Raw genomic sequence first — 19,159 nt, 5'->3', positions numbered from 1 at the left:
GAACAAACAAAAACGCCATGGCCATGCGCCGAAATCGTCAAACGGTTCACTCTATTTCTTCCGATCGACGGATTCCGCACGCTCATGTAGCGTGGCTTCGTCATGAAAATACGTATCAATGGCGTATTATTCCGATCTCATGATCTCACGCAGGGTCAATTTACATAAGATTCGACAATTCGATCCAGTTTTCACGATCCATTGCTTTCAATGAATGCGACATGATTGCCCGAATAGGTTCGACGACCCGGACGATCGTATCCGGCGCCCCCCGCCAATCGAAATGTCACCCTGCAAAGGCGGCGCGAGGGCGGTCGGCTTGCCGGCGGGGGCGATGTCCGTAAGGCTATTGTCATGCCGGCAGACGGTATCATCCAGGAGAGAGACCATGCAGAGGCGACTTGGCTTGGCGGGAATCGCGCTCGGCGCCCTCGTCATGGTGCCGGAACCGGCCGACGCGGCCGACTGCCGAGACGGGCTCGAGCGTTTGTCGACCGCCGTCAAGGCGGGTTCGCGCGACGAGGCCCTGGCGCAGTTGGTCCCCATCGATGCGGCCTGCCCGGCGGAGGTCGCCACCAAGGCGCGACGGGCCTATGGCGCCATGCTGCTGCGGGCGGTCGACGACATGTCCGCGCGCGGCGCCGGCGACGATCGAATCCGCCCCCTGGTCGAGCAGGCGGCCGAGCATGGTCGCCTTTGGGATGCCTGGTGGCGGCTCGCCGACCTCGATCTTCGGGCCGGCCGCTATGCGGCTGCCGATCGCGCCTATCACCAAGCCATCGACAGCCACGTGGATCAGGTCGGCGGTACGTGCGGAGGGGCCGAGAGGCTGCAGCATCTGCGCGCTCGTGCCGAAGAAGCCTATCTCCTCGCCAACAGAGAAGGACAGGGCGGCGGCCTGCGCGCCTGGCCCGACACCCCCTGGCCCTTCAGATGCGGCCATTGGCGCAAACAGGCCCCCAGCCTCCTGTTCCGCTTCGGCTCCGCCGCGCTCGAGCCTGCCGCCCGTCGCGATCTCGATGCGATCGCTGCAAAACTGCGTGCCTTCGAGAAGCCGCTCGTCCGGATCGAGGGCCATACCGACTTCCGCGGTAGCGATTCTTACAATCTCGCCCTGTCGCAGCGGCGCGCTGCCGCGGTAGCGCGCCACCTGATGGCCACCGGAGTCGCGGTGCGGTTCGAGGTCGTCGGCCGGGGCAAGCGCGCGCCCCGATCCATCAAGGGCCCCGACGTCTATCCGCAGGACGCCATCGACAGGCTCAACCGGCGGGTGGAGGTTTCTTTCTGGTGACGGGGGCGGTGGTGATGGGGCGGTGGTGATGGAGGCCGCCGTGAGCCGGCCCCAGCCGCCCCATCGGCACAAATGCAAGCGAGGCCGGCGACAGTTGCGTCGCCGGCCTCGCTTACTGTCTTCAAGGCCCGGGGCCTTCCGCACCGTCTCCGGGTCGGAGGCCGCCGGTCTCAGTCCGAGCTCACCGGGCAACCGGATCGCCGGTCACCGCGGGCCTTTTGGTCACGGCGTGACCGTCGTCAACCGAGCGACAATCGTCACCGGGCGACCGTCGTCACGGGGTGACCTGGATGGTGACGCGGGCGAGGCCGAGCTGGGGGGCGGGCTTGGTCGGGACGACGGCGAGGTCGCGGTCGAGGGCGGCCTTGTCGGCTTCCGCGAAGGGCTCGCCGGCGGTCTTCACCGGCGTGATCGGGCGCGGGTCGCTGGTGCACAGCGCCGTCACCGTCTCCAGCGCCGGGCCGGTCGCCACCACCGTCTGCGGTGCCCCGCCGCCCGACACGAACAGCGTCTGCCCGGGCTGCACCAGCGGGTTCGGCATCAGCGCGGTCGGGAACAGCTGGCGCACCTGGCCGTTCGAATTCGCCGAAACCACCGTCAGATGGCACGGCGCCACCGAGGTCACCGCGATCACCAGCGGCTCGCCGACCCGGTAGCTCGCCTTGTCGGCCGCCAGCATCAGCGGGAAGGTCGGCACCGCCGACGGCGCCACCGCCACCGGCACCACCACGCCCGGCGCCCCGCCCGGAACCGCCACGCCCGGAACCGGGACCGGCACGCCCGGATTGGGCACCGAGACCACGCCCGAGACCCCCGCCGGCGCCGGCGGCGTCGGCACGATCAGGATCGTCCCCGGCATCGGCCCGCCCGGCAGCCGGCTCGGGATCGTCCGGATGATCTGGTTGGCGATCGCCACCCGCGTCTCCTCCGGCGGCTTGGCCGCCACCACCGCCAGGTCGCGGTTCAGCGCATCGACATCGCCCGTCAGGCTGCGGAACATGCCCGAACCGGCCAGTTCCTTGTCGGCGAAGATCTGCACCGGCTTGGAGGTCGCGATCACCTTGATCAGTTCCGCGCCCGTCTGGCCGCCCACCGTGATCTTCGCGCCGCTGCCCGGCGCCGGGATCTCGAGCGTCTCGCCCGCCCGCACCCGGTTGTCCGGCTGGTAGGCGTTCGGGAACAGCTGCGTCACCCGCCCCGAGGCGCCGACATTGACCACCGTCACGAAGGCGTCCTCCGACACCTTGACGCCGAGCCGCACGCTCTCGCCGACCGCATAGGTCGCGTCGGCCCGGTCGAGCAGGGTCAGCACCGTCAGCGGGCCCGGCCGCGGCTTGACCGCCTCGTAGGCCTGGCTCTGCACGACCGACAGGTCGCGCACCGTCTGGGCCGAGGCCGGCACGGCCGCGGCGCTGGCGAGAAGCAGGGCCGCGAGCCCCGCGACGGCGATCGAATGGCGCATGGAACTCTCCTTGGGATGCGGGCCGGCGCCGCGCGCCGCCCGGATGGTCTCGGAAACGTTGGAACGGAAGCGATGGAACGGACGCGATGGATAGAAGGCGATGGACGGTTCGGCTGGACCGAGGCATCCCGGAACCGGATCGGAACCCGGTCCCCCGCTCCGCCGGCCCGCCGGACAGTCCCGGCAGGCCTGCCGGCCCGCCGGAGCAGCCTCACTCGGTGACGCGGATGACCAGCTGGGCGAAGCCCCAATGCTCGCGCGGGAAGACGCCGAGCTTGCCCTGCAGGGTCGGCAGCAGGCTGTCCCGCGTGATCTGCAGTTCCGCCGGATTGGCCGTCGTCGACCCGCCGAGGAAGCCCTGGAAGCGCTTGCGCGTCGCCACGAACAGCACCGTCTCGTCGCCCGCCGGCGGTGCCGCCACGATCGCCAGCCCCCGCCGCGGCAGGTCGACCGGCACCCCGGCCTGGAGCCGCAGGTTCTCCGCCCACAGCTGCACCCGCCCCGACGCGCTCATCACATAGACATGGCCGAAGCCCGCATGGGTCGACACCACCTTGAACCGGATCGGATCGCCGATCCGGATCACCGGCGAGCCCGACGGCACCAGCGACACCGTCACCGGGCCCGACACGCCCGACCCGCCACCGCCCGCCTCGGGACGCGGCCGCGGCCGCTCCGGCTTGGTCACCACCGTCAGGTCGCGCGCCGCCTGCGCGGAGGCCGAAACCGGCGCCACCAGCGTCGCCGCCAGGGCCGCCAGGCCGAAGGCGAAAGCCCCGAAGGCCGGGACCCCGAAGGCCGGGCCTGCAGCCACCCGACCCGAAATGCTCATCCGACCCATGGCGTCCCCTCCCCCGAACGGCGCCCCGACGGAGCGTCAACTCTTACATTCACGACACTAGAAGCCCCGCCCCGACTTGTTAAGCCTCGCAACCCCGAACCATCTTGCCACCCGACAATCCGTTGGGAAGGGGGGTGCCCCCCCGCCGGACCGCCGGCCGCTCGGCCCGGCTCCCCCCGCCCGAGGTTGCCAAACCGGGGAGCCGGCCTTACCAACCCGGCAGCGTTCCTCGACCGGCCGGAGCTTCCAAACCGATGCCCAGACTCGTCCTTCACATCGGGATGTCCAAGACCGGCTCGACCTCGATCGAGACCACCTTCGACGCCTCCCGCCCGATCCTGGAACGGCATGGCATCGACTATCTGGACATGGGCCAGAACCATTCCCGCCTGATGACGGTCGTCGCCACCAACAAGGTCGAGCCGCTCAAGGGCGACGTGGTCCGCATCCTCGGCATCGAGCGGCGCGACACCAACTACGACGCCGCCACCGTGATCGGCGCCGTGCGCGACCGCCTGGCGAACCCGCGCGCGCCGACCGTGGTGATCAGCGGCCAGGGTCTGTTCCGCTACAGCCGCGAGAAATGCCTCGCGCTGCGCGATTTCGTCGGCCCGCATTTCGACGAGATCCGAGTCGTCGCCTATCTGCGCGACCCGACCAGCTGGGCCTCCAGCCGCGCCCAGGAACTGATGAAGCGCGGCATCACCCAGACCCAGCTCGCCCGGGAACTCGACAAGCGGCCGGAGGACGCGCAGCTGCTGCCGCACTACCGCGCGAGCGTCGAGGCCTATTGCGAGGCCTTCGGCCGGGACCATGTCGACCTGCGGCTGTTCGACCGCAAGGCCTTCGTCAAGGGCGACCTGCTGGCCGACTTCTGCGCCGCGATCGGCGCCGATCCGGGGCTGGCCGAGGCACTGCAGGGCAGCTTCAGCAATCGCGGCGCGCCGACCGAGGCGCTGCTTCTCCTGCAGGCCCACTACGACATAGTCGAAGACCGCCTGCGCGCCGCCGAGGGCGCCCCGCCGCGCGCGGCCGCGCCGAGCCTCGAGGCGCTGACGCAAGCCGCCGAGCGCTACCGCCATCCGAGCAGCAGCTTTCCGATCCGCCAGGCGATCCGCAACATCCGCGGCACACGCTGGTCGCTGCCGAAGCCGATGCTGGATACCATCTGGCGCCATTCCATGGACGACATCGAATGGCTTCGGCGCCATCTCGGCCAGCCGGAGCTGTTCGCCGCGGCCTACCCGCCCGCAGAGGCGCCCGCCCCGGCCTGGTCGCCCGAGACCCTGGAGGACCTCGCCCGCGCACTCGACGAGGCGCTCGGCGACGTGATGGTGCCGGAGAACCGCCGCACCCGCCTCCCCGCCCCCCTGCGCGGCGCCCAGAAATACTGGCACCGCGTGAAGCGCCTGTTCCGCCGCAAAGGCCGCCGCCAAAGCTGACCTGCCCGCCGCCCCTGCGGCTGAATCCCGGCCGTCTTGGCGGTGCCCCCGCCGCGCGATCGCCGCCGCCGCCGCCGTCCCGCCGCCCCGGCAAAACCGCCCGGGCGGCCCGATCCCCCCGCATTTCCAGGCGCTTGCAGTTTTCCACCGGGGAAGCCGGATTAGGTGTTGCACAGCCCGAAGGGTGTCGCTATACGGATGCCCACCGCAGACGGGCCGGCCGACAAGGCCACACCGAAACGGCGGGCGCGTAGCTCAGTTGGTAGAGCAGCTGACTCTTAATCAGCGGGTCACAGGTTCGATCCCTGTCGCGCCCACCACCCCCCTCCCGGAAGATATCGTACGGTCGAAACAGTCCGCCCCAAGGGGCGACGGGGCGGTGACGTGAAGCGTCAGACCGGCGAGAGGGCCGCGCATGCACGGCCGGCGTCGGCTTGTCCTGCGCGCATTCGGCTTGCCCCGCGTCTCACCGAGCGTCGACAGACATCCGAGTTCCTGTGGCGCCGGCGCATGACGCGGACGCTGCCCTGATTCCCATCCGTCGGCCCGATGGTTCGCTCGAGGTGGATGGACCCCACCCGTCTCCCGCGTCCGAATCCCCCGCAATTTGATTTCGTGGGCAAAACCTGACACCTGCGGGGCGCAAATGTCGGCTCCTGGTCACCAGGGGCCCTGGGCGCCTGAAGCATTATGCGATCGGGACCGTGCATTCGGCCGCTCGCCCCAGCACCGCCTAACCTCAAGCTGAAGCATTATCCGCCCGCGCATTCGAGTCCAATCGCTTCTCCCGCAAGGAACCGAAGCCGATCGGCCGCGTTCTTCTGTCTCCAAACCATAAAGATGGGAGAACATCATGGGACGCGGCATTCTGTTGTGGCTCATCGGAATTCCGATTCCGATCATCCTGCTTCTGTTCCTGTTCATGCGATAGGGGCGTCCCTCGGGCCCCGCAGGCGCCGGCCTGAGCGAAGCCGAGGGCAAAATCCAAGCCGAAGCCGATCGGGCCGGTGCCAGAGAGACCAAAGTCACGGCCGGAGAAGTCCGCCGAAACGGCGCAAGAGGCTTGTGCCGCCATTCCTCCACCCCGGCGTCCGCCGTGCACCGGCGGCCTCATGGCGAGCGCGGCCGCCGCCCCGGACGGGACGACCGCGCGATCGCGCCGACGCCATGCCGGCCGCCGTCGAGCCCCGCCCGGCGCCGGCCCGACCGAACGGCGCCAGCCCGACCGAACGCCGATCGCCTGACCGAACGGCCGGGGCTTCGGGTGCGGCCAGGCGAGGACGCCATCCCTTGCGACATCAACACTGCCCCCAACCTCAACCAACCGGAGGACACCATCATGGTCTCCAAGACCCTCGACGATCTCTTTTTGGACACCCTCAAGGACATCTACTACGCGGAACGGAAGATCCTGAAGGCGCTGCCGAAGATGGCGCGCGGCGCAACGTCGCCGGAACTCAAGGCAGCCTTCGAGAAGCATCGCGACGAGACCCAGGGCCAGATCGAGCGGCTGCAGCAGATCTTCGAACTGCTCGGCAAGCGCGCCGTCGGCAAGACCTGCGCGGCGATCGAAGGCATCCTCGAAGAGGGCGAAGACATCCTCGAAGAGTACAAGGGCTCGCCCGCCCTCGATGCCGGCCTGATCTCGTCCGCCCAGGCGGTCGAGCACTACGAGATGACCCGCTACGGCACGCTGCATCGCTGGGCGCAGGATCTCGGCATGTCCGAGGCGGCGAAGCTCCTCGCCGAGACGCTCGCGGAGGAGAAGTCGACCGACAAGGCCCTGACCGGACTGGCGGACACTTCCGCCAACGCGAAGGCGAAGGCGAAAAAGGCCGCCGCCTGACCTGCCGGCGGTGGCGCGACGGGCGGCCGCGTGCCGGCGGTCCGCTTCTCCGCCCCCGCCCTCCCGGCGGAACCGACAGGCCCGATCCCGCCGAGGATCAGCGCCGTGGCGACGTCTGCCGACGCCGCCACGGCGTTCGAATGTCCGGCACGATGCGGTCGACGCCATACCGGCCGCTGAACCGGTGCGCGAGCGGGCGACCTCGGCGTCGCCACATCGATGCAGCGCCATTTGCGCAGTCGATTCCGTTGCGGCCGCCTGCGCGAAGGCTCCGACGGGACCGGTTTGGGTGCTTGATTATCCCTTTGAGATATATTGCTTTCTGAATTTTCGGAAACAATCCGGATGGCCGAACCTACATGCGTCTATTTGACGCACTCGAAGCGCCCGACGCCCGACCGCGCGCGTGCCAGGGCGTAATCCCCTCGGCTTGCTGGACAATCCCTGTTCGTTGGAGCGTCCCCGACCGACACGCCCCGCCCGATGCCGGCACCGCCGGCCCGACATGGCGGTAGCGCGGAGGCCGACAAGAGCACAATCGGTAACCGGCCTTCCCTTACGATCGCTCGCAAGGACCGCCCCGGCAACGGCCCGCCGATCCGGGCGCCTCGAGGCGATCGGCGGCCGCCGTTCGCTCCGCGCCGGACACCGGCATCACCGTCGATGGGAATGCGCGGGACCATGTCTTCGAGCCCAAAACCGAGAACAGGACGAACCTACATGACGGCATCCTCCACACCGCTTCCGCAGACCGGATCCGCTGCCGAACCGACCCGCGGGCGGGCGCCGCTCTCGGGCAGCCGGCGCGACCTGCTGAAGGGCGCCTGCGCGGTCGTCGCCGGCCTGTCGATGGCCGGGCCGGCCCGCGCCGACGGCAGCACCAAGGCCAAGGGGCTCATCGACGCCACGGCCCGCGTCACGGCTGGCCGCCTCGATGCCATGGTGGCCGAGGCCTTCCCGCACTTCAATCGCCCGGTCATCCTGCCCGCCTTCGACAGCCGCAAGCACGGCGCCCGCTACGATGTCGACCTGCATCGCCTCGTGACCACGATGACCGTTCCGGAGACCGGCGAAGCGGTCAAGATCAGCGGGCTTCTGGCCTTGCCGGTCGGCGTCAGCGGCCCGCTTCCGGTGCTGTCCTGGCAGCATGGCACCATCCTGTCCTTCGATCAGGTGCCGTCCAACATGGTCCTCCTGGCCGATCCGGCCTATCGGATGAGCGACGAGAAGGATTCGCTCGAAACGCTGTTCAACATCCAGCGCTTCGCCGCCCAAGGCTATGCGGTGATCGCCGCCGACTATCTCGGCAAGGGTCCGTTCCGTGCCGGCCGCGGCGAGGCCTATGCGGTCAAGGATGCGACCGTGCGCACCTGCCTGGACATCCTGGAGGTGGGTCTCGAAGCGATGAAGTCGCTCAAGGCGGAGCCCGGCCGGCTGTTCCTGAACGGCTGGTCGCAGGGTGCCCTCAACACCCAGTGGCTGCACCAGGAGTTGCGCCGTCAGTCGCGGACCATCACGGCCTCGGCCGTGCAGAGCCCCTTCAATGATCTGACCGAATCCTGGCGCTACTGGGCCGGCGCCCAGACCTTCCCGCCGCTCGAGGGCGCCAAGGACTATCCGGCCGCGCCGAACTGGATCTCGCTCTGCATGATCATCGCGCTGGGCAGCTACCAGCAGTATTATGGCCTGGACGGACTGATCAAAAGCGCGACCCGGCCCGAATTCCACGATCTCGCGCTCAAATACTGGGCCGACTACGCCCTGGACTTCGATCGCTCCAAGCCGTTCCCGACGGGCGAGACCCTGCTCGTGCCCGGGTTCTTCGACCGCTTCACGGACGATCGCAACAGCGCCTTCCTGCGGCAGATCGGACTCAACATCGCCAATGTCCAGCGCTACGACGCGCCGATCCGGTTCTACTACGGATTGGCCGACGAGGCGATCCGGCCGGCCATGTCGCGCCGTGCCTTGGCGGCGGGCGGCCGGTTTGCCAGCGGAGCGGCCGTCGCGGGCGCCAGCCATCGCGGCACCTTCCTGGCTTCGCTCTATGGCGACGGGACGACGCTCGATGGTCAGGAGAATGTCGTCGAGTGGTTCGCCAGCCTGAACAAGTAGCGCCGGGCGCCTGAACGCCTCCGAAGCCGGCCGCGGTCGATCTACACGGATCCGAACGCGGCCGGTTTCGGTGTTGCGGTTGCCGGGCCGACGGACGGAACCGCCGACCGGCCCGGACGGAAAAAGATCCCCCAAAAAACGGCAGGCCCGGCGACCTGGACGGTCGGGGCCTGCACGGGAGAAGCGATAACCGTCGGGTTCGATCGGCCTATTTGTAGGTGACGGCCCGGTTGGTGTCGTCGGTCCACATCCGGCGCATGGAGGCCAGGGTCGCCTCGTCGGAATCGCCCACGAGCCGCGGCTCGAAATGACCGCCGACCGGAACGAAGGCCTCCGGGTGCAGGAGATAGAGCGATGCGCTCTGGTCCCAGAGCAGGGAGAGGCCGCCCGGTCCGCCGGCTTCCTTGGCGACCTTGACCGGATCCCAGGTATCGCGCTTGCCCAGGAGCGCGGCCTTCAGGGTGCCCGGAAGACCGGCATCCTTCAAGCCCTCGACCATGGCCAGGGACGGTTCGTAGCGCACCGGCTTGTTGCGCGGCACGTCGACCCAGATGCCCTTGTAGGACTTGATCTGCCGCGTCGCCAGTTCACAGGCCGGCATATCGTATTCGCAATTGAAGGAGAAATTGCCCGGCCTTTGCGCGGGGTCTCCGATCGGCTTGCCCATGCTGACGACATGGGCGATCTTGGTCGACAGTGCCGGGCTATACTTGGCGAAGGACGAGTAGCTGCCGATCATCACGAAGTCGACCGTCTTGCAGGACGACGTCGCGGCGACCAGCGCCTCCACGAAGTCCGGCTTGTTGGCGGCGATCGGCGGCGCGACGGCGAGGAAGTTGTTCGCCCGGTTCATGGCGTTTCGGAAATACTGCAGCCACGGCCAGGTCTTGGCGATATCGGCCGGATCGCGGTCGCTGTTCGCCCCGGCGATGACGGGAATCGCGCGCTGGCCCGGCTCCGCGATCAGGCGCGACAGGGCGGCGGCCCCGGCCTCGGCCCGCGTATAGCCCTCCGACGTGATGATCGCCGCCACGTGGCGGTTTCCGATCACGATCGGGATCGCCATCATGTCGTCGATATCGAAGTCGGTATCGATCACCGTGCAGTCCGCGCGCGGCGTGACATCATTCGCGACCGGCTGCCCCATCTGCGATTCAGGCTGGCATGCCGCCAGCAGCGCCGCGACCAGTCCTCCCAGTACTGCCAGTCCCGCCCGTTTCCCTAGACGCATCGAACACCCCCTCTTTGTATCGCATTCAAGTTCAAATAGCTGTACACGAGCAGCATATCGCCGTTGTCTCGACGGATGATTCCTATCCGCGGCCGCTTAATTTTGATTTTCGCTGCGGAAGATCGGAAAAGACAACAGAATTTTCGTTACGTCATCATTACCCATTCATTGCCAAAAGGCTGCAGGTCTGGCTGCAACCGGACCGCAGGGCTTGGGCGTCCGCTTCGGTCGCGATGCCGTCCGAGCGCCTCTCGATCGGCGAAGGGACGATCGCGTCGCGACCGCGATCGGTGGCCGGGACCGCGCGCTTCGGGTTTCCGGACGGGCCTCTTGCGAACGCGCATGACACCCTGCTTCGCCGGACGGATTGACGATGCGACGCCGATCCCATACCGCACTGCAAAAGCGTGGGCGGGCCGGAACCGTCGAGGCTGCGATCGTCGGGGCTGCGTCCGAGGCGGCAGCGCCGTCGCAAGGGAGGGATCACATGGCCGAGGTCTTCATCTGCGATTTCGTGCGCACCGCCATCGGCCGCTACGGCGGCTCGCTCGCCCGCGTGCGTACCGACGATCTGGCTGCCGCGCCGATCCGCGAACTGGCGCGCCGGAACCCGGTCCTGATCGAGGCGACCGAGGAGGTCTTCTTCGGCTCGGCCAACCAGGCCGGCGAGGACAACCGCAACGTCGCCCGCATGGCCGCCCTGCTGGCCGGTCTCAACCCGTCCGTTCCCGGCGTCACCCTGAACCGGCTGTGCGCCTCCGGCCTCGACGCGGTCGGCACCGCAGCGCGCGCGATCAAGGCTGGCGAACTCGATCTCGCCATTGCCGGCGGCGTCGAATCGATGACCCGGGCGCCGCTGGTCATGGGCAAGGCCCAGGAAGCCTTCCAGCGCTCGGCCGAGGTGTTCGACACGACCATCGGCTGGCGCTTCATCAACCCGGTCATGAAGGCGCAGTACGGCGTCGATTCCATGCCGGAGACCGGCGAGAACGTCGCCGAAGAGTTCCAGGTCTCGCGCGAGGCGCAGGACGGCTTCGCCCTGCGCTCGCAGCAGCGCACCGCGCGCGCCGCGGCGGCCGGCTTCCATGCCGGCGAGATCGTCGCCGTGTCGGTGCCGGGCGGCAAGGCCGGGCCGGTCGCCTTCGAGCGCGACGAGCATCCGCGCGCGGACACGACGCCCGAGACGCTCGCCCGCCTGAAGCCGATCGTGAAGGCCGGCGGCACGGTGACGGCCGGCAATGCCTCCGGCGTCAATGACGGCGCGGCAGCGCTGGTGCTCGCCTCCGCGGCGGCGGTGGAGAAATACGGCCTCACCCCGCGCGGCCGCGTGCTCGGCCTCGCCTCGGCGGCGGTGGCGCCGCGGATCATGGGCATCGGCCCGGCGCCCTCGACGCAGACGCTGATGGCGCGGCTCGGCCTGACCATCGGCGCCTTCGACGCGATCGAGCTCAACGAGGCCTTCGCATCGCAGGCGGTCGCGGTGCTGCGCATGCTCGGGCTCGCCGAGGATGCCGAGCACGTCAATCCGAACGGCGGCGCCATCGCGCTCGGCCACCCGCTCGGCATGTCCGGCGCGCGCCTCGCCGGCACGGTGCTGCGCCAGCTGGAGGCGAGCGGCGGCCGGGTCGGCCTCGCCACCATGTGCGTCGGCGTCGGCCAGGGCGTCAGCCTGGCGATCGAACGGGTGTCCTGAGCGGGGGCGCCCTTCCGGCACCCTGCCCCCGGTCCCCGCCGGCGTCAGCCGATCAGGCGGGCGATCGCCGGATCGACGCCGGACAGCGCCCGGCCGGTCAGGCCGGCATAACTGCCGGTCCGGGCCTTCAGCGGTCGCATCCGGATCAGCGCCTCCAGCATAGGCAGGCCGGCCCGGATGCCGTCGAGCACCGGGACCGGGACCCTGTCTTCTATCCGGAACGAGGCACCGGCCATGACGGCCCCGAGCAGAACGACCACCTCGGCCCCCTGCCCGGCCAGCGCGCAAGCCGCCTCGGCGAGGTCCGCGTCGAGCGCGCTCGTGTCGCCGGGCTTGTAGGCGGCGGTGGTTTCGAGATTGGTCCAGGCGGCGATGCGGCCGGACAGCCCGTAGCGGGCGACCAGCTCGCGGTAGATCGGCTGCACCCGCGCCCCGAAGGAGACGAGGCCGATCGAGCCGCCGAGCGTGCAGGCGGCGAGCAGCGCCGCCTCGGTCATGCCCAGCACGGGAACCGGCAGCATCTCGCGCAGCGCGCCGAGCCCGGTATCGTAGGAGACCGCGATCAGGACGCCGTCGATGCCGTCGGCATGGCGGGCCGCGAGGTCGACCGCGGCGTGCTCGCCGATCGCGCATTCGGTGCGGCTCGCCATGATGGCGGCCCCGAAGGCGCCGGTCGCGGCGACGATCTCGGTGCCCGGCGAGGCCAGCCGGCGGGCCGCCTCGGCGGCCCGCTCGGTCACGAAGGCGGTGGTGTTGGCATTCATCACCAGAAGGCGCATCGCCGCCTCACTTGTAGAATTGCTGCGGCAGCCAGAGCGCCAGGCCCGGCCAGGCGACCAGGATGACGACCAGCAACAGCATCATGAAGAGATAGGGCAGCGTGCCGACGATCACGTCGGTGATCAGGCCGCGCCCGCGGATGCCCTGGACGACGTAGAGGTTCATGCCGACCGGCGGGGTGATCAGAGCCAGTTCGGCCATCAGCACCAGATAGATGCCGAACCAGACCGGATCGATGCCCATCTGCAGCGCGATCGGGAAGACGATCGGGATGGTGCCGATGACCATGGCGAGCGCGTCGAGGAAACAGCCGAGGATCAGGTAGAAGACCGTCATCACGATCAGGAAGACGGTCTGGTTGGCGCCGAGCCCCTTGATCATGGCGGCCAGCGCCTGCGGCACGCCCATCACGCCGAGCACGAAGTTCAGATAGAAGGCGGCGGCCGCGATCAGCATGATCATCGCCGTCACCGAGACCGTCGATATGAAGCACTCGTGCAGCATGCGGAAATTGAGCCGGCCGACGCTGGCGGCGAGCGCCAACGAGGCGATCACCCCGACGGCGGCGGATTCGGTCGGAGTGGCCCAGCCGAGATAGATCGAGCCCATCACCAGGACGAAGATGATCAGCGGCGGCATCAGGTCCTTGAGCCGGGCGATCTTCTCGGCCAGGGGCGCCGGCGGCAGCCGCTCGCCGGCGAGCGACGGCCGCAGCCGGCACAGCACGATCGTGACCAGCATGAACAGGCCCGTCAGCACGATGCCGGGGATGACGCCGGCGGCATAGAGCTGGCCGACCGAGGTGTTGGTCATCGCGCCGTAGATGATCATGTTGATCGACGGCGGGATCAGGATGCCGAGCGTGGCGCCGGCGGCGACCGTGCCGAGCACCAGCCGGTCGTCGTAGCCGCGGTTGCGGAAGGCCGGCAGCGCGACGGTGCCGATCGTGGCGGCAGTTGCCACCGACGAACCCGATACGGCGGCGAACATGGCCGAGGCGCCGATATTGGTGTGCAGCAGGCCGCCCGGCAGCGGCGACAGCCAGTCGCCGAGCGCCTTGTACATGCGGTCGGTGAAGCCGGCCTTGACCAGGATCTCACCCAGCAGGACGAAGAGCGGGATGGCGACCAGGACGAAATTGTTGGTCGCGCCCCAGAACTGGTTGCCGAAGGCGAGCAGGGCCGGCGTGCCGAGATAGAAGATGGCGCCGAGCGCGCCAATCGCGAACATCACGAAGGCGATGTGCAGGCCGATGGCCATCAGGCCGATCATCAGGAAGAAGCCGAGCGTGGCGCCGGTCGCAGTGATCATGACGGGGTCCCTTCGCGGGCGCGCCGCGCCTCGAGTTCGGCTTCGACTTCCTCGTCGACGGTGGCCGGGCCATAGAATCGGTTGAGGCGCTTGCGGTCGCCGGCGAAGAGCAGCAGCGCGTGGACCGCGAAGGCGAGCGCGAAGATCGCGAGCAGGAACTGGCCGAACACCCAGGCGCCCTGCGGATAGATCAGCGGCGTCTGCAGCGGGCTGTCGGCGACGCTCATGAAGAGCTGGCTCTCCCGCCAGACCGAGACGGCCTGGAAGAAGGCGAACACCGCGAAGACCGCGAAGGTGACCATGGCGGCGACGTTCAGCACCGCCTGCCAGAAGGCCGGCATGCGCAGCAGGAACACGTCGATCCGGGTATGGCCGCGATGGGCGAGCGTGTAGGAGGCGCCGATCGCGGCCGTGATGGCCAGCGCGAAGCCGCCGAAATCGTCGACGCCCTGCAGCGAGAAGGCGAACCATTTGCGGCCGATCACCTCGACGCCGATCGCGACGGCGAGGAGCAGGATGCCGTAACCGCACAGAATGGCGGCGAGCCGCGCCACCGGCTGGATGACGCGCGTGATGGGATTGTCCATGGGGCCCTCCAGGGGCACGGCTCGGAGTGATGCGGAGAGGGCAGCGGGGTCTCCGGTTCTGCGCCGGAGAACGGTGGTGCGGCCGGCGGCGGATCCATGCCCCCCGCCGGGCGGTCCGGGAAACAGCGCCCAGGACACCGTCCGGTCGGCCCAATACCCGGGCGGGCAGCGGGCCGAGCGGGTGGCGGTCGGTCGGGTGGCGGGCCGATCGGATGCCGGCCGATCGGATGCCGACCGATCGGATGCCGGCCGGTCGGGGGTGGGCCGCCGGCGCGACATCACGGCGCCGCCGGCCCGGTACTGCGGTCAGTCGATCTTGAAGCCGCGGGCGGCGCCGACGGTCTTGTTCCAGGTCTCGGAGCAGCCCGGATCGACGCGGTTGCAGGCTTCCTTCCAGATCGGCAGGACCACCTTGGTCACGGCGTCGTCGAGCTTCTTCTGGTCGGCGGCGGAGACTTCGACCAGCGTCATGCCGGCCTTGGTGCCCTCCTTGCAGGGCTCCTTGCCGATATTGCAGTTGGCCGCATCCTCGTTGGCGGTCACCGCCAGGGCCCACATCTGGTCTTCCATGGTCTTGAACGCCGCGGCGATCTTGGCCTGTTCGGCGGGCGAGAACTTCTTCCAGTAGTCGAGATTCATGAAGTGGCCCTGCACCGAGCCGGAGACCGACAGGGGCAGGAAGTGGCTGGTGACCTCCGGCCACTTGCCGGAATTGCCCGAGGTCGGCGAGGTCACGCCGCAATTGGCGACGCCGCGCTGCAGCGCCGGATAGACCTCCGAGAACTGCAGCGTCACCGGCGTGGCGCCGAGCGTCTGGATCAGCGCCGCCATGGACGGGGTGAAGGAGCGGACCTTCAGGCCCTTCATGTCGTCGAGCGACTTGATCGGGGCGTTGCAGTAGAAGACCTGCGGCCCGAACGGCCACAGCGTCAGCACCTTGGCGTTGAACTTCTCCTGCAGGCGCTTGTCGAACGCCTCGCGGTAGGATTCCACCGCCTTCTTCAGGTCGACCATGTTGGTCGAGACGCCGATCAGGTCGAGCCCCTCGAAGAAGGGATCGTCGCGCGAAGCCATGCCGATCTGCACGGACATCACGTCGAAGGCGCCCGAGCGGAGCAGGCGCAGCGCGTCCTGCGCCTTCACGCCGACCACGTCCATCGGGTTGTAGTTGACCTCCAGCTTCAGGCCGGTGGTGGTCGGCAGGGCCGTGAAGAAGGGCTTCTCGATATTGTCGACATGCTTGGAATTCGAGGAGAAGTTCCCGGCGATGCGGATCGAGGTCGGCGCCTCGGCCGCCGCCGGCAGGGCGGCACCGATCAGCGCGGCGGCAAGGCCGGCGGCAAGCAGGGACAGGGACTTCGACATGCGCGGGAACCTCCGGGTGGAACGAGGCGGTTGAAATGCAATGGCGGGGCCACGCCGATCCGGCGCGGTCGACGGCAAGGACGGCGTCGGCGCGACGCCGGCCGGGCGGCCCTGACGCCCACTTTCTGGGCAGATGCCACTTTCGTACCCGCCTGCGGATAAGGCAAAGCGGTCGAGCCGCAACGGATCATGGCGCACGGCGCGGATCCTCCTCGATGACGGCGGCGATCTCGGCCGGGGTGGCCAGCCAGACGGCATCGCCGGCACCGGCGATATGCTCGAGCGCGCGGGTCAGCGCGCGCAGCCGGAACGGCTGGCCGGAAATGAAGGAGTGGACCACGATGCTCATGACCAGCGGCTGATGCGCGGCAGCGGCTCGCATCTCGTCGAAGGCATCGACGATCATCCACTCGAAATCCGCCGCGCTGGCGTTTCGGCCGATCACCGTGGAGCTGTCGTTCAGTTCCAGCCCGTAGGGCAGCGCCAGGATGCGGTCGTCGCCGGCCTTGAGCCAGACCGGGCGGTCGTCGAGATGCAGGTCGAGCAGGTAGCGGTAGCCGGCACCGCGCAGCGAGGCGAGCGTCGTCGGCGTGTGGGCGAGCCACATGCTCGACCAGCCGCCGGGCCGCCGCCCCTCCTCCGCCTCGATCCGGTCCGCGACGGCGCCGACATAGGCTGCCTCCTCGTCCGGCCCCATCCCGGCGAGGCTGTGCGAATTGGTCAGCCCGTGGCCGATCATCTCCGCGCCCGCCGCACGGGCATGGGCGATCAGGTCCGGGGCCGTGTCGTAGACGGCGGTGTTGAGCAGTACGGCCGGCCGGATGCCGAATTCGGCGAGCCGATCGATCAGCCGGAAGGCGCCGACCCGGTTGCCGTAGTCGCGCCAGGAGCGGTTGACCCAGTCGGGCGCCGGGGTGCCGGCGATCAGGTTCTCGGTCTGGCCGCTATCGGGGGTGTAGTCCTCGATGCCGAGGCAGACGAAGAGCGCCAGCCGCGCGCCGTTCGGCCATCGGAAATCCGTGAAGCGGGTGATCGGCACGTAGCCATAGCGATCGTTCGGGAAGGCGGGCTTCATGATGGGCGGCCTCCGACGAACATCCGGCCCCAGGCAGCCGCGCCGGGGCGCGTGTCGATGCCGACGGCGACGAGACCGGCCCAGACCCCGGCCAGCGTCGTGTCGTAGACCGGCAATCCGATCGCGGCCTCCAGGGCGGCGACCTGAAAGGCGGCCGGGAAGTTGGTGCACAGCGTCAGCACCGCCTCAGGCCGCGCCGCGGCCACCTGCCCGACCATGGCGGCGATCTCGGCCGGCGGCACGCGCATGAAGGCGAGATTGTCGGCGACGCCGGAATGGGCCTCGGCGACGACCCGGTAGCCCTCCGCTTCCAGCACGGCGCACAGGCGTTCCTGCTCGTCCCGCCGATAGGGCGTGACGACGCCGACCCGGGTGATGCCGCGCCTTTGCAGGTCCGCGTCGATCGCCAAGACCGAGGTGGTCGCCGCGATGCCGGTCTCGCGCGTGATCGCCGCGGCCAGATCCCGGTCGTGGGCAAAGCCGATGCTGGCGCCCTTGCTGCCGTTCCAGACGATCGCCTCGACGGACGCATCGCCGAGGAGCCGGGCCGCGCCGAGCATGCCGTCGAGATTGTAGCTCGCCGGGAACGGGTCCTTGGAGCCGCGCACGGGCGAGCGGGAATAATGCGCGGAGATGTCCGGAAAGCTCTTCAGCACCGCCGCCGTCACCCGCTCGACGACAAGATTGGCCGAAGGCGTGATCACCCCCATCGCCCGCGCGGGCAAGGCGAGCATCGGCGCGACCGGATCGGGAAGCGCAGCCGTCATGCCCGCCGCCTTGTCCGGCCGTCGCCCGAACGGTCCGGACCCGAGAATGCGACCGAAACGCCCTGCCGCCCGCACCCGGCGAGACCGACCGGCGCCCGGCCCCATCCCCCGAGCGGCACGCCGCAGCGGAGCGACATCGACGGCGCCGGTCGGGGATCGAGGGTCATCTGGTCTTGCATCACGGGGTCAATACCGGTGCCTTGCGGGTGGAGATTGCGGAGGGAGACCGCGGGTGAGGACCGCGGGTGGAGACCATCCATGGAGTCCGGTCGCCGGACGGCGCCGCCTCCATGTCGCCGACAATGTCTCATAGGATTGTCGACAATCCGAGCCATTAATGTGGGCAGTCTCATCACCGATCTGCACATATGCGGGGCACGTTCGTCGACGGAGGGCGCGCAACCGTTGACAATCGAAGGCTTCGGCGGCACCGCTGCTCGAACACAGTCAGGAAACCTGCGATGTCCAAACCCCGGTCCGCCGCCCTTGCGCCGGATTCTGCCGCGGAGGCCGGCGACGATCGCGGGCTGCCCGAGGACGCGATCTACGAGCAGATCCATCACGCCGTCGCCCGGCAGGACCTCGCCCCCGGCACGCGCCTGCGCGAGGAGGAACTGCGCCGCATCTTCAATGTCAGTCGCACGCGCATCCGCAACGTGCTGACGCGGCTCGCCTATGCCGGCGTCGTCACGCTGGAGCCGAACCGCGGCGCCTCGGTCGCCCGGCCGACGCCGAAGGAGGCGCATGACAATTTCATCGCCCGCCGCGCGGTGGAGGAGGCGATCGTCCGGCTCGCCGCCGCCCGCGTCACGCCGGCCGACCTGGCGCGCCTCGAAGCCAATATCGACGCCGAGTGCGCCGCCCGGCAGGCGGGCGATCAGACCGCGATGGTCTGGCTCTCCGGCGAGTTCCACACGCTCCTGGCCGAGATCGCCGGCAACACCATCCTGGCCCGCATCCTGCGCGATCTGATCACCCGCGAGGCCCTGGTCATCGCCACCTACGAGCGCCAGGGCAAGCCGAGCTGCTCGCATGAGGAACACAGCGCCATCCTGGCCGCTCTGCAGCGCCGCGACGCCGATACGGCGGCGCGGCTGATGCTCGAACATCTCGGCAATGTCGAAGACCGGCTCTATTTCGATCCCCCGGAGCGCGACACCGACCTCTCGCGCATCTTCGGCCGGCTCGAAAAGGGCGGCGCCGGCTAAACGCCTTCCATCATTGCGGTATCCCGGCCGCCCTCGTTTGCGCAAATTGTGGGCAGCCCCCGATTTGACCAGACCGGCTGGCGGATATGCCATCATGGGCTAAGCCCCGGCATCTCCGTCGATCCTGGTCGACAGGGGCGAGCGC

15 protein-coding genes and 1 tRNA gene are annotated in these 19,159 nt (G+C 69.1%); 7 read left to right on the top strand and 9 right to left on the bottom strand.

Features of this window, described 5'->3' with window-relative positions; translation table 11 throughout:
- Positions 1 to 406 precede the first annotated feature (406 nt).
- Complete coding sequence (locus ABB55_RS24775) at positions 407 to 1,291, top strand: OmpA family protein (RefSeq protein ID WP_054361208.1); 885 nt, start codon at positions 407 to 409, stop codon at positions 1,289 to 1,291.
- A gap of 274 nt (positions 1,292 to 1,565) precedes the next feature.
- Here ABB55_RS24775 and ABB55_RS24770 read toward each other — a convergent pair whose 3' ends face one another.
- Together ABB55_RS24770 and ABB55_RS24765 are read right to left on the bottom strand one after the other, a co-directional pair.
- The gene (locus ABB55_RS24770) at positions 1,566 to 2,753 is read right to left on the bottom strand and encodes a DUF4384 domain-containing protein (RefSeq protein ID WP_054361207.1); all 1,188 of its coding nucleotides are present in this window, start codon (positions 2,751 to 2,753) and stop codon (positions 1,566 to 1,568) included.
- Between the two features lie 211 nt (positions 2,754 to 2,964).
- Positions 2,965 to 3,594: a DUF4384 domain-containing protein gene (locus tag ABB55_RS24765; RefSeq protein ID WP_083463921.1), complete on the bottom strand. Its 630-nt coding sequence runs from the start codon at positions 3,592 to 3,594 to the stop codon at positions 2,965 to 2,967.
- A gap of 254 nt (positions 3,595 to 3,848) precedes the next feature.
- Between ABB55_RS24765 and ABB55_RS24760 the strand changes: the two genes are divergently transcribed.
- The 4 genes from ABB55_RS24760 (at position 3,849) to ABB55_RS24745 (ending at position 8,997) form a co-directional block, all read left to right on the top strand.
- Complete coding sequence (locus ABB55_RS24760) at positions 3,849 to 5,036, top strand: hypothetical protein (RefSeq protein ID WP_152982173.1); 1,188 nt, start codon at positions 3,849 to 3,851, stop codon at positions 5,034 to 5,036.
- Positions 5,037 to 5,280: 244 nt separating this feature from the next.
- Positions 5,281 to 5,356: transfer RNA gene (locus ABB55_RS24755), tRNA-Lys, on the top strand.
- Between the two features lie 1,019 nt (positions 5,357 to 6,375).
- Positions 6,376 to 6,882, top strand: coding sequence for a YciE/YciF ferroxidase family protein (locus tag ABB55_RS24750; protein ID WP_054361204.1), 507 nt, complete (start codon positions 6,376 to 6,378; stop codon positions 6,880 to 6,882).
- A 720-nt stretch (positions 6,883 to 7,602) separates the two neighbouring features.
- The gene (locus ABB55_RS24745) at positions 7,603 to 8,997 is read left to right on the top strand and encodes an alpha/beta hydrolase family protein (RefSeq protein WP_200912067.1); all 1,395 of its coding nucleotides are present in this window, start codon (positions 7,603 to 7,605) and stop codon (positions 8,995 to 8,997) included.
- Between the two features lie 208 nt (positions 8,998 to 9,205).
- Here the strand turns inward: ABB55_RS24745 and ABB55_RS24740 are convergent, their stop codons facing one another.
- On the bottom strand, positions 9,206 to 10,096 hold the full coding sequence (locus ABB55_RS24740) for a nucleoside hydrolase (protein WP_160321316.1): 891 nt from the start codon (positions 10,094 to 10,096) through the stop codon (positions 9,206 to 9,208).
- A 619-nt stretch (positions 10,097 to 10,715) separates the two neighbouring features.
- On the opposite strand from ABB55_RS24740, the gene pcaF reads away from it, so the two are divergent.
- Positions 10,716 to 11,921: a 3-oxoadipyl-CoA thiolase gene (pcaF, locus tag ABB55_RS24735; RefSeq protein ID WP_054361202.1), complete on the top strand. Its 1,206-nt coding sequence runs from the start codon at positions 10,716 to 10,718 to the stop codon at positions 11,919 to 11,921.
- A gap of 44 nt (positions 11,922 to 11,965) precedes the next feature.
- On the opposite strand, the gene ABB55_RS30010 is transcribed toward pcaF, so the two are convergent.
- The 6 genes from ABB55_RS30010 to ABB55_RS24705 all read right to left on the bottom strand — a co-directional run bounded on the left by ABB55_RS30010 (position 11,966) and on the right by ABB55_RS24705 (position 17,806).
- Entirely contained in the window at positions 11,966 to 12,700 is a 735-nt protein-coding gene (locus ABB55_RS30010) for an aspartate/glutamate racemase family protein (RefSeq protein WP_054361201.1), read from the bottom strand.
- A gap of 7 nt (positions 12,701 to 12,707) precedes the next feature.
- Positions 12,708 to 14,012 carry a TRAP transporter large permease gene (locus ABB55_RS24725; RefSeq protein ID WP_054361200.1) on the bottom strand — a complete coding sequence of 435 codons (1,305 nt, stop codon included), beginning with the start codon at positions 14,010 to 14,012 and terminating at the stop codon, positions 12,708 to 12,710.
- Positions 14,009 to 14,599 (bottom strand): TRAP transporter small permease subunit, encoded by a 591-nt coding sequence (locus ABB55_RS24720; protein WP_054361199.1) that lies wholly within the window; start codon positions 14,597 to 14,599, stop codon positions 14,009 to 14,011. The genes ABB55_RS24725 and ABB55_RS24720 overlap by 4 nt, the downstream gene beginning before the upstream one ends.
- A gap of 306 nt (positions 14,600 to 14,905) precedes the next feature.
- Positions 14,906 to 15,964 (bottom strand): TRAP transporter substrate-binding protein, encoded by a 1,059-nt coding sequence (locus ABB55_RS24715; protein WP_054361198.1) that lies wholly within the window; start codon positions 15,962 to 15,964, stop codon positions 14,906 to 14,908.
- Between the two features lie 187 nt (positions 15,965 to 16,151).
- Complete coding sequence (locus tag ABB55_RS24710) at positions 16,152 to 17,039, bottom strand: polysaccharide deacetylase family protein (protein WP_054361197.1); 888 nt, start codon at positions 17,037 to 17,039, stop codon at positions 16,152 to 16,154.
- Positions 17,036 to 17,806 carry a maleate cis-trans isomerase family protein gene (locus ABB55_RS24705; RefSeq protein WP_054361196.1) on the bottom strand — a complete coding sequence of 257 codons (771 nt, stop codon included), beginning with the start codon at positions 17,804 to 17,806 and terminating at the stop codon, positions 17,036 to 17,038. The genes ABB55_RS24710 and ABB55_RS24705 overlap by 4 nt, the downstream gene beginning before the upstream one ends.
- 461 nt (positions 17,807 to 18,267) lie before the next feature.
- Between ABB55_RS24705 and ABB55_RS24700 the strand changes: the two genes are divergently transcribed.
- Entirely contained in the window at positions 18,268 to 19,014 is a 747-nt protein-coding gene (locus tag ABB55_RS24700) for a GntR family transcriptional regulator (protein WP_054361195.1), read from the top strand.
- Positions 19,015 to 19,159: the final 145 nt, after the last annotated feature.

It is taken from the genome of Prosthecodimorpha hirschii (genome assembly GCF_001305515.1).
Classification (GTDB): domain Bacteria; phylum Pseudomonadota; class Alphaproteobacteria; order Rhizobiales; family Ancalomicrobiaceae; genus Prosthecodimorpha; species Prosthecodimorpha hirschii.
Note: the sequence above shows the minus strand (reverse complement) of the source record. Positions and strands in the feature narration are given on the sequence as shown.

Bases quoted from the DNA above. Each gene is read 5' to 3' on its own strand.
- ABB55_RS24770 (WP_054361207.1), bottom strand. From the start codon at position 2,753: ATGCGCCATTCGATCGCCGTCGCGGGGCTCGCGGCCCTGCTTCTCGCC.
- ABB55_RS24765 (WP_083463921.1), bottom strand. From the start codon at position 3,594: ATGGGTCGGATGAGCATTTCGGGTCGGGTGGCTGCAGGCCCGGCCTTC.
- ABB55_RS24760 (WP_152982173.1), top strand. From the start codon at position 3,849: ATGCCCAGACTCGTCCTTCACATCGGGATGTCCAAGACCGGCTCGACC.
- ABB55_RS24750 (WP_054361204.1), top strand. From the start codon at position 6,376: ATGGTCTCCAAGACCCTCGACGATCTCTTTTTGGACACCCTCAAGGAC.
- ABB55_RS24745 (WP_200912067.1), top strand. From the start codon at position 7,603: ATGACGGCATCCTCCACACCGCTTCCGCAGACCGGATCCGCTGCCGAA.
- pcaF (WP_054361202.1), top strand. From the start codon at position 10,716: ATGGCCGAGGTCTTCATCTGCGATTTCGTGCGCACCGCCATCGGCCGC.
- ABB55_RS30010 (WP_054361201.1), bottom strand. From the start codon at position 12,700: ATGCGCCTTCTGGTGATGAATGCCAACACCACCGCCTTCGTGACCGAG.
- ABB55_RS24725 (WP_054361200.1), bottom strand. From the start codon at position 14,012: ATGATCACTGCGACCGGCGCCACGCTCGGCTTCTTCCTGATGATCGGC.
- ABB55_RS24720 (WP_054361199.1), bottom strand. From the start codon at position 14,599: ATGGACAATCCCATCACGCGCGTCATCCAGCCGGTGGCGCGGCTCGCC.
- ABB55_RS24715 (WP_054361198.1), bottom strand. From the start codon at position 15,964: ATGTCGAAGTCCCTGTCCCTGCTTGCCGCCGGCCTTGCCGCCGCGCTG.
- ABB55_RS24710 (WP_054361197.1), bottom strand. From the start codon at position 17,039: ATGAAGCCCGCCTTCCCGAACGATCGCTATGGCTACGTGCCGATCACC.
- ABB55_RS24705 (WP_054361196.1), bottom strand. From the start codon at position 17,806: ATGACGGCTGCGCTTCCCGATCCGGTCGCGCCGATGCTCGCCTTGCCC.
- ABB55_RS24700 (WP_054361195.1), top strand. From the start codon at position 18,268: ATGTCCAAACCCCGGTCCGCCGCCCTTGCGCCGGATTCTGCCGCGGAG.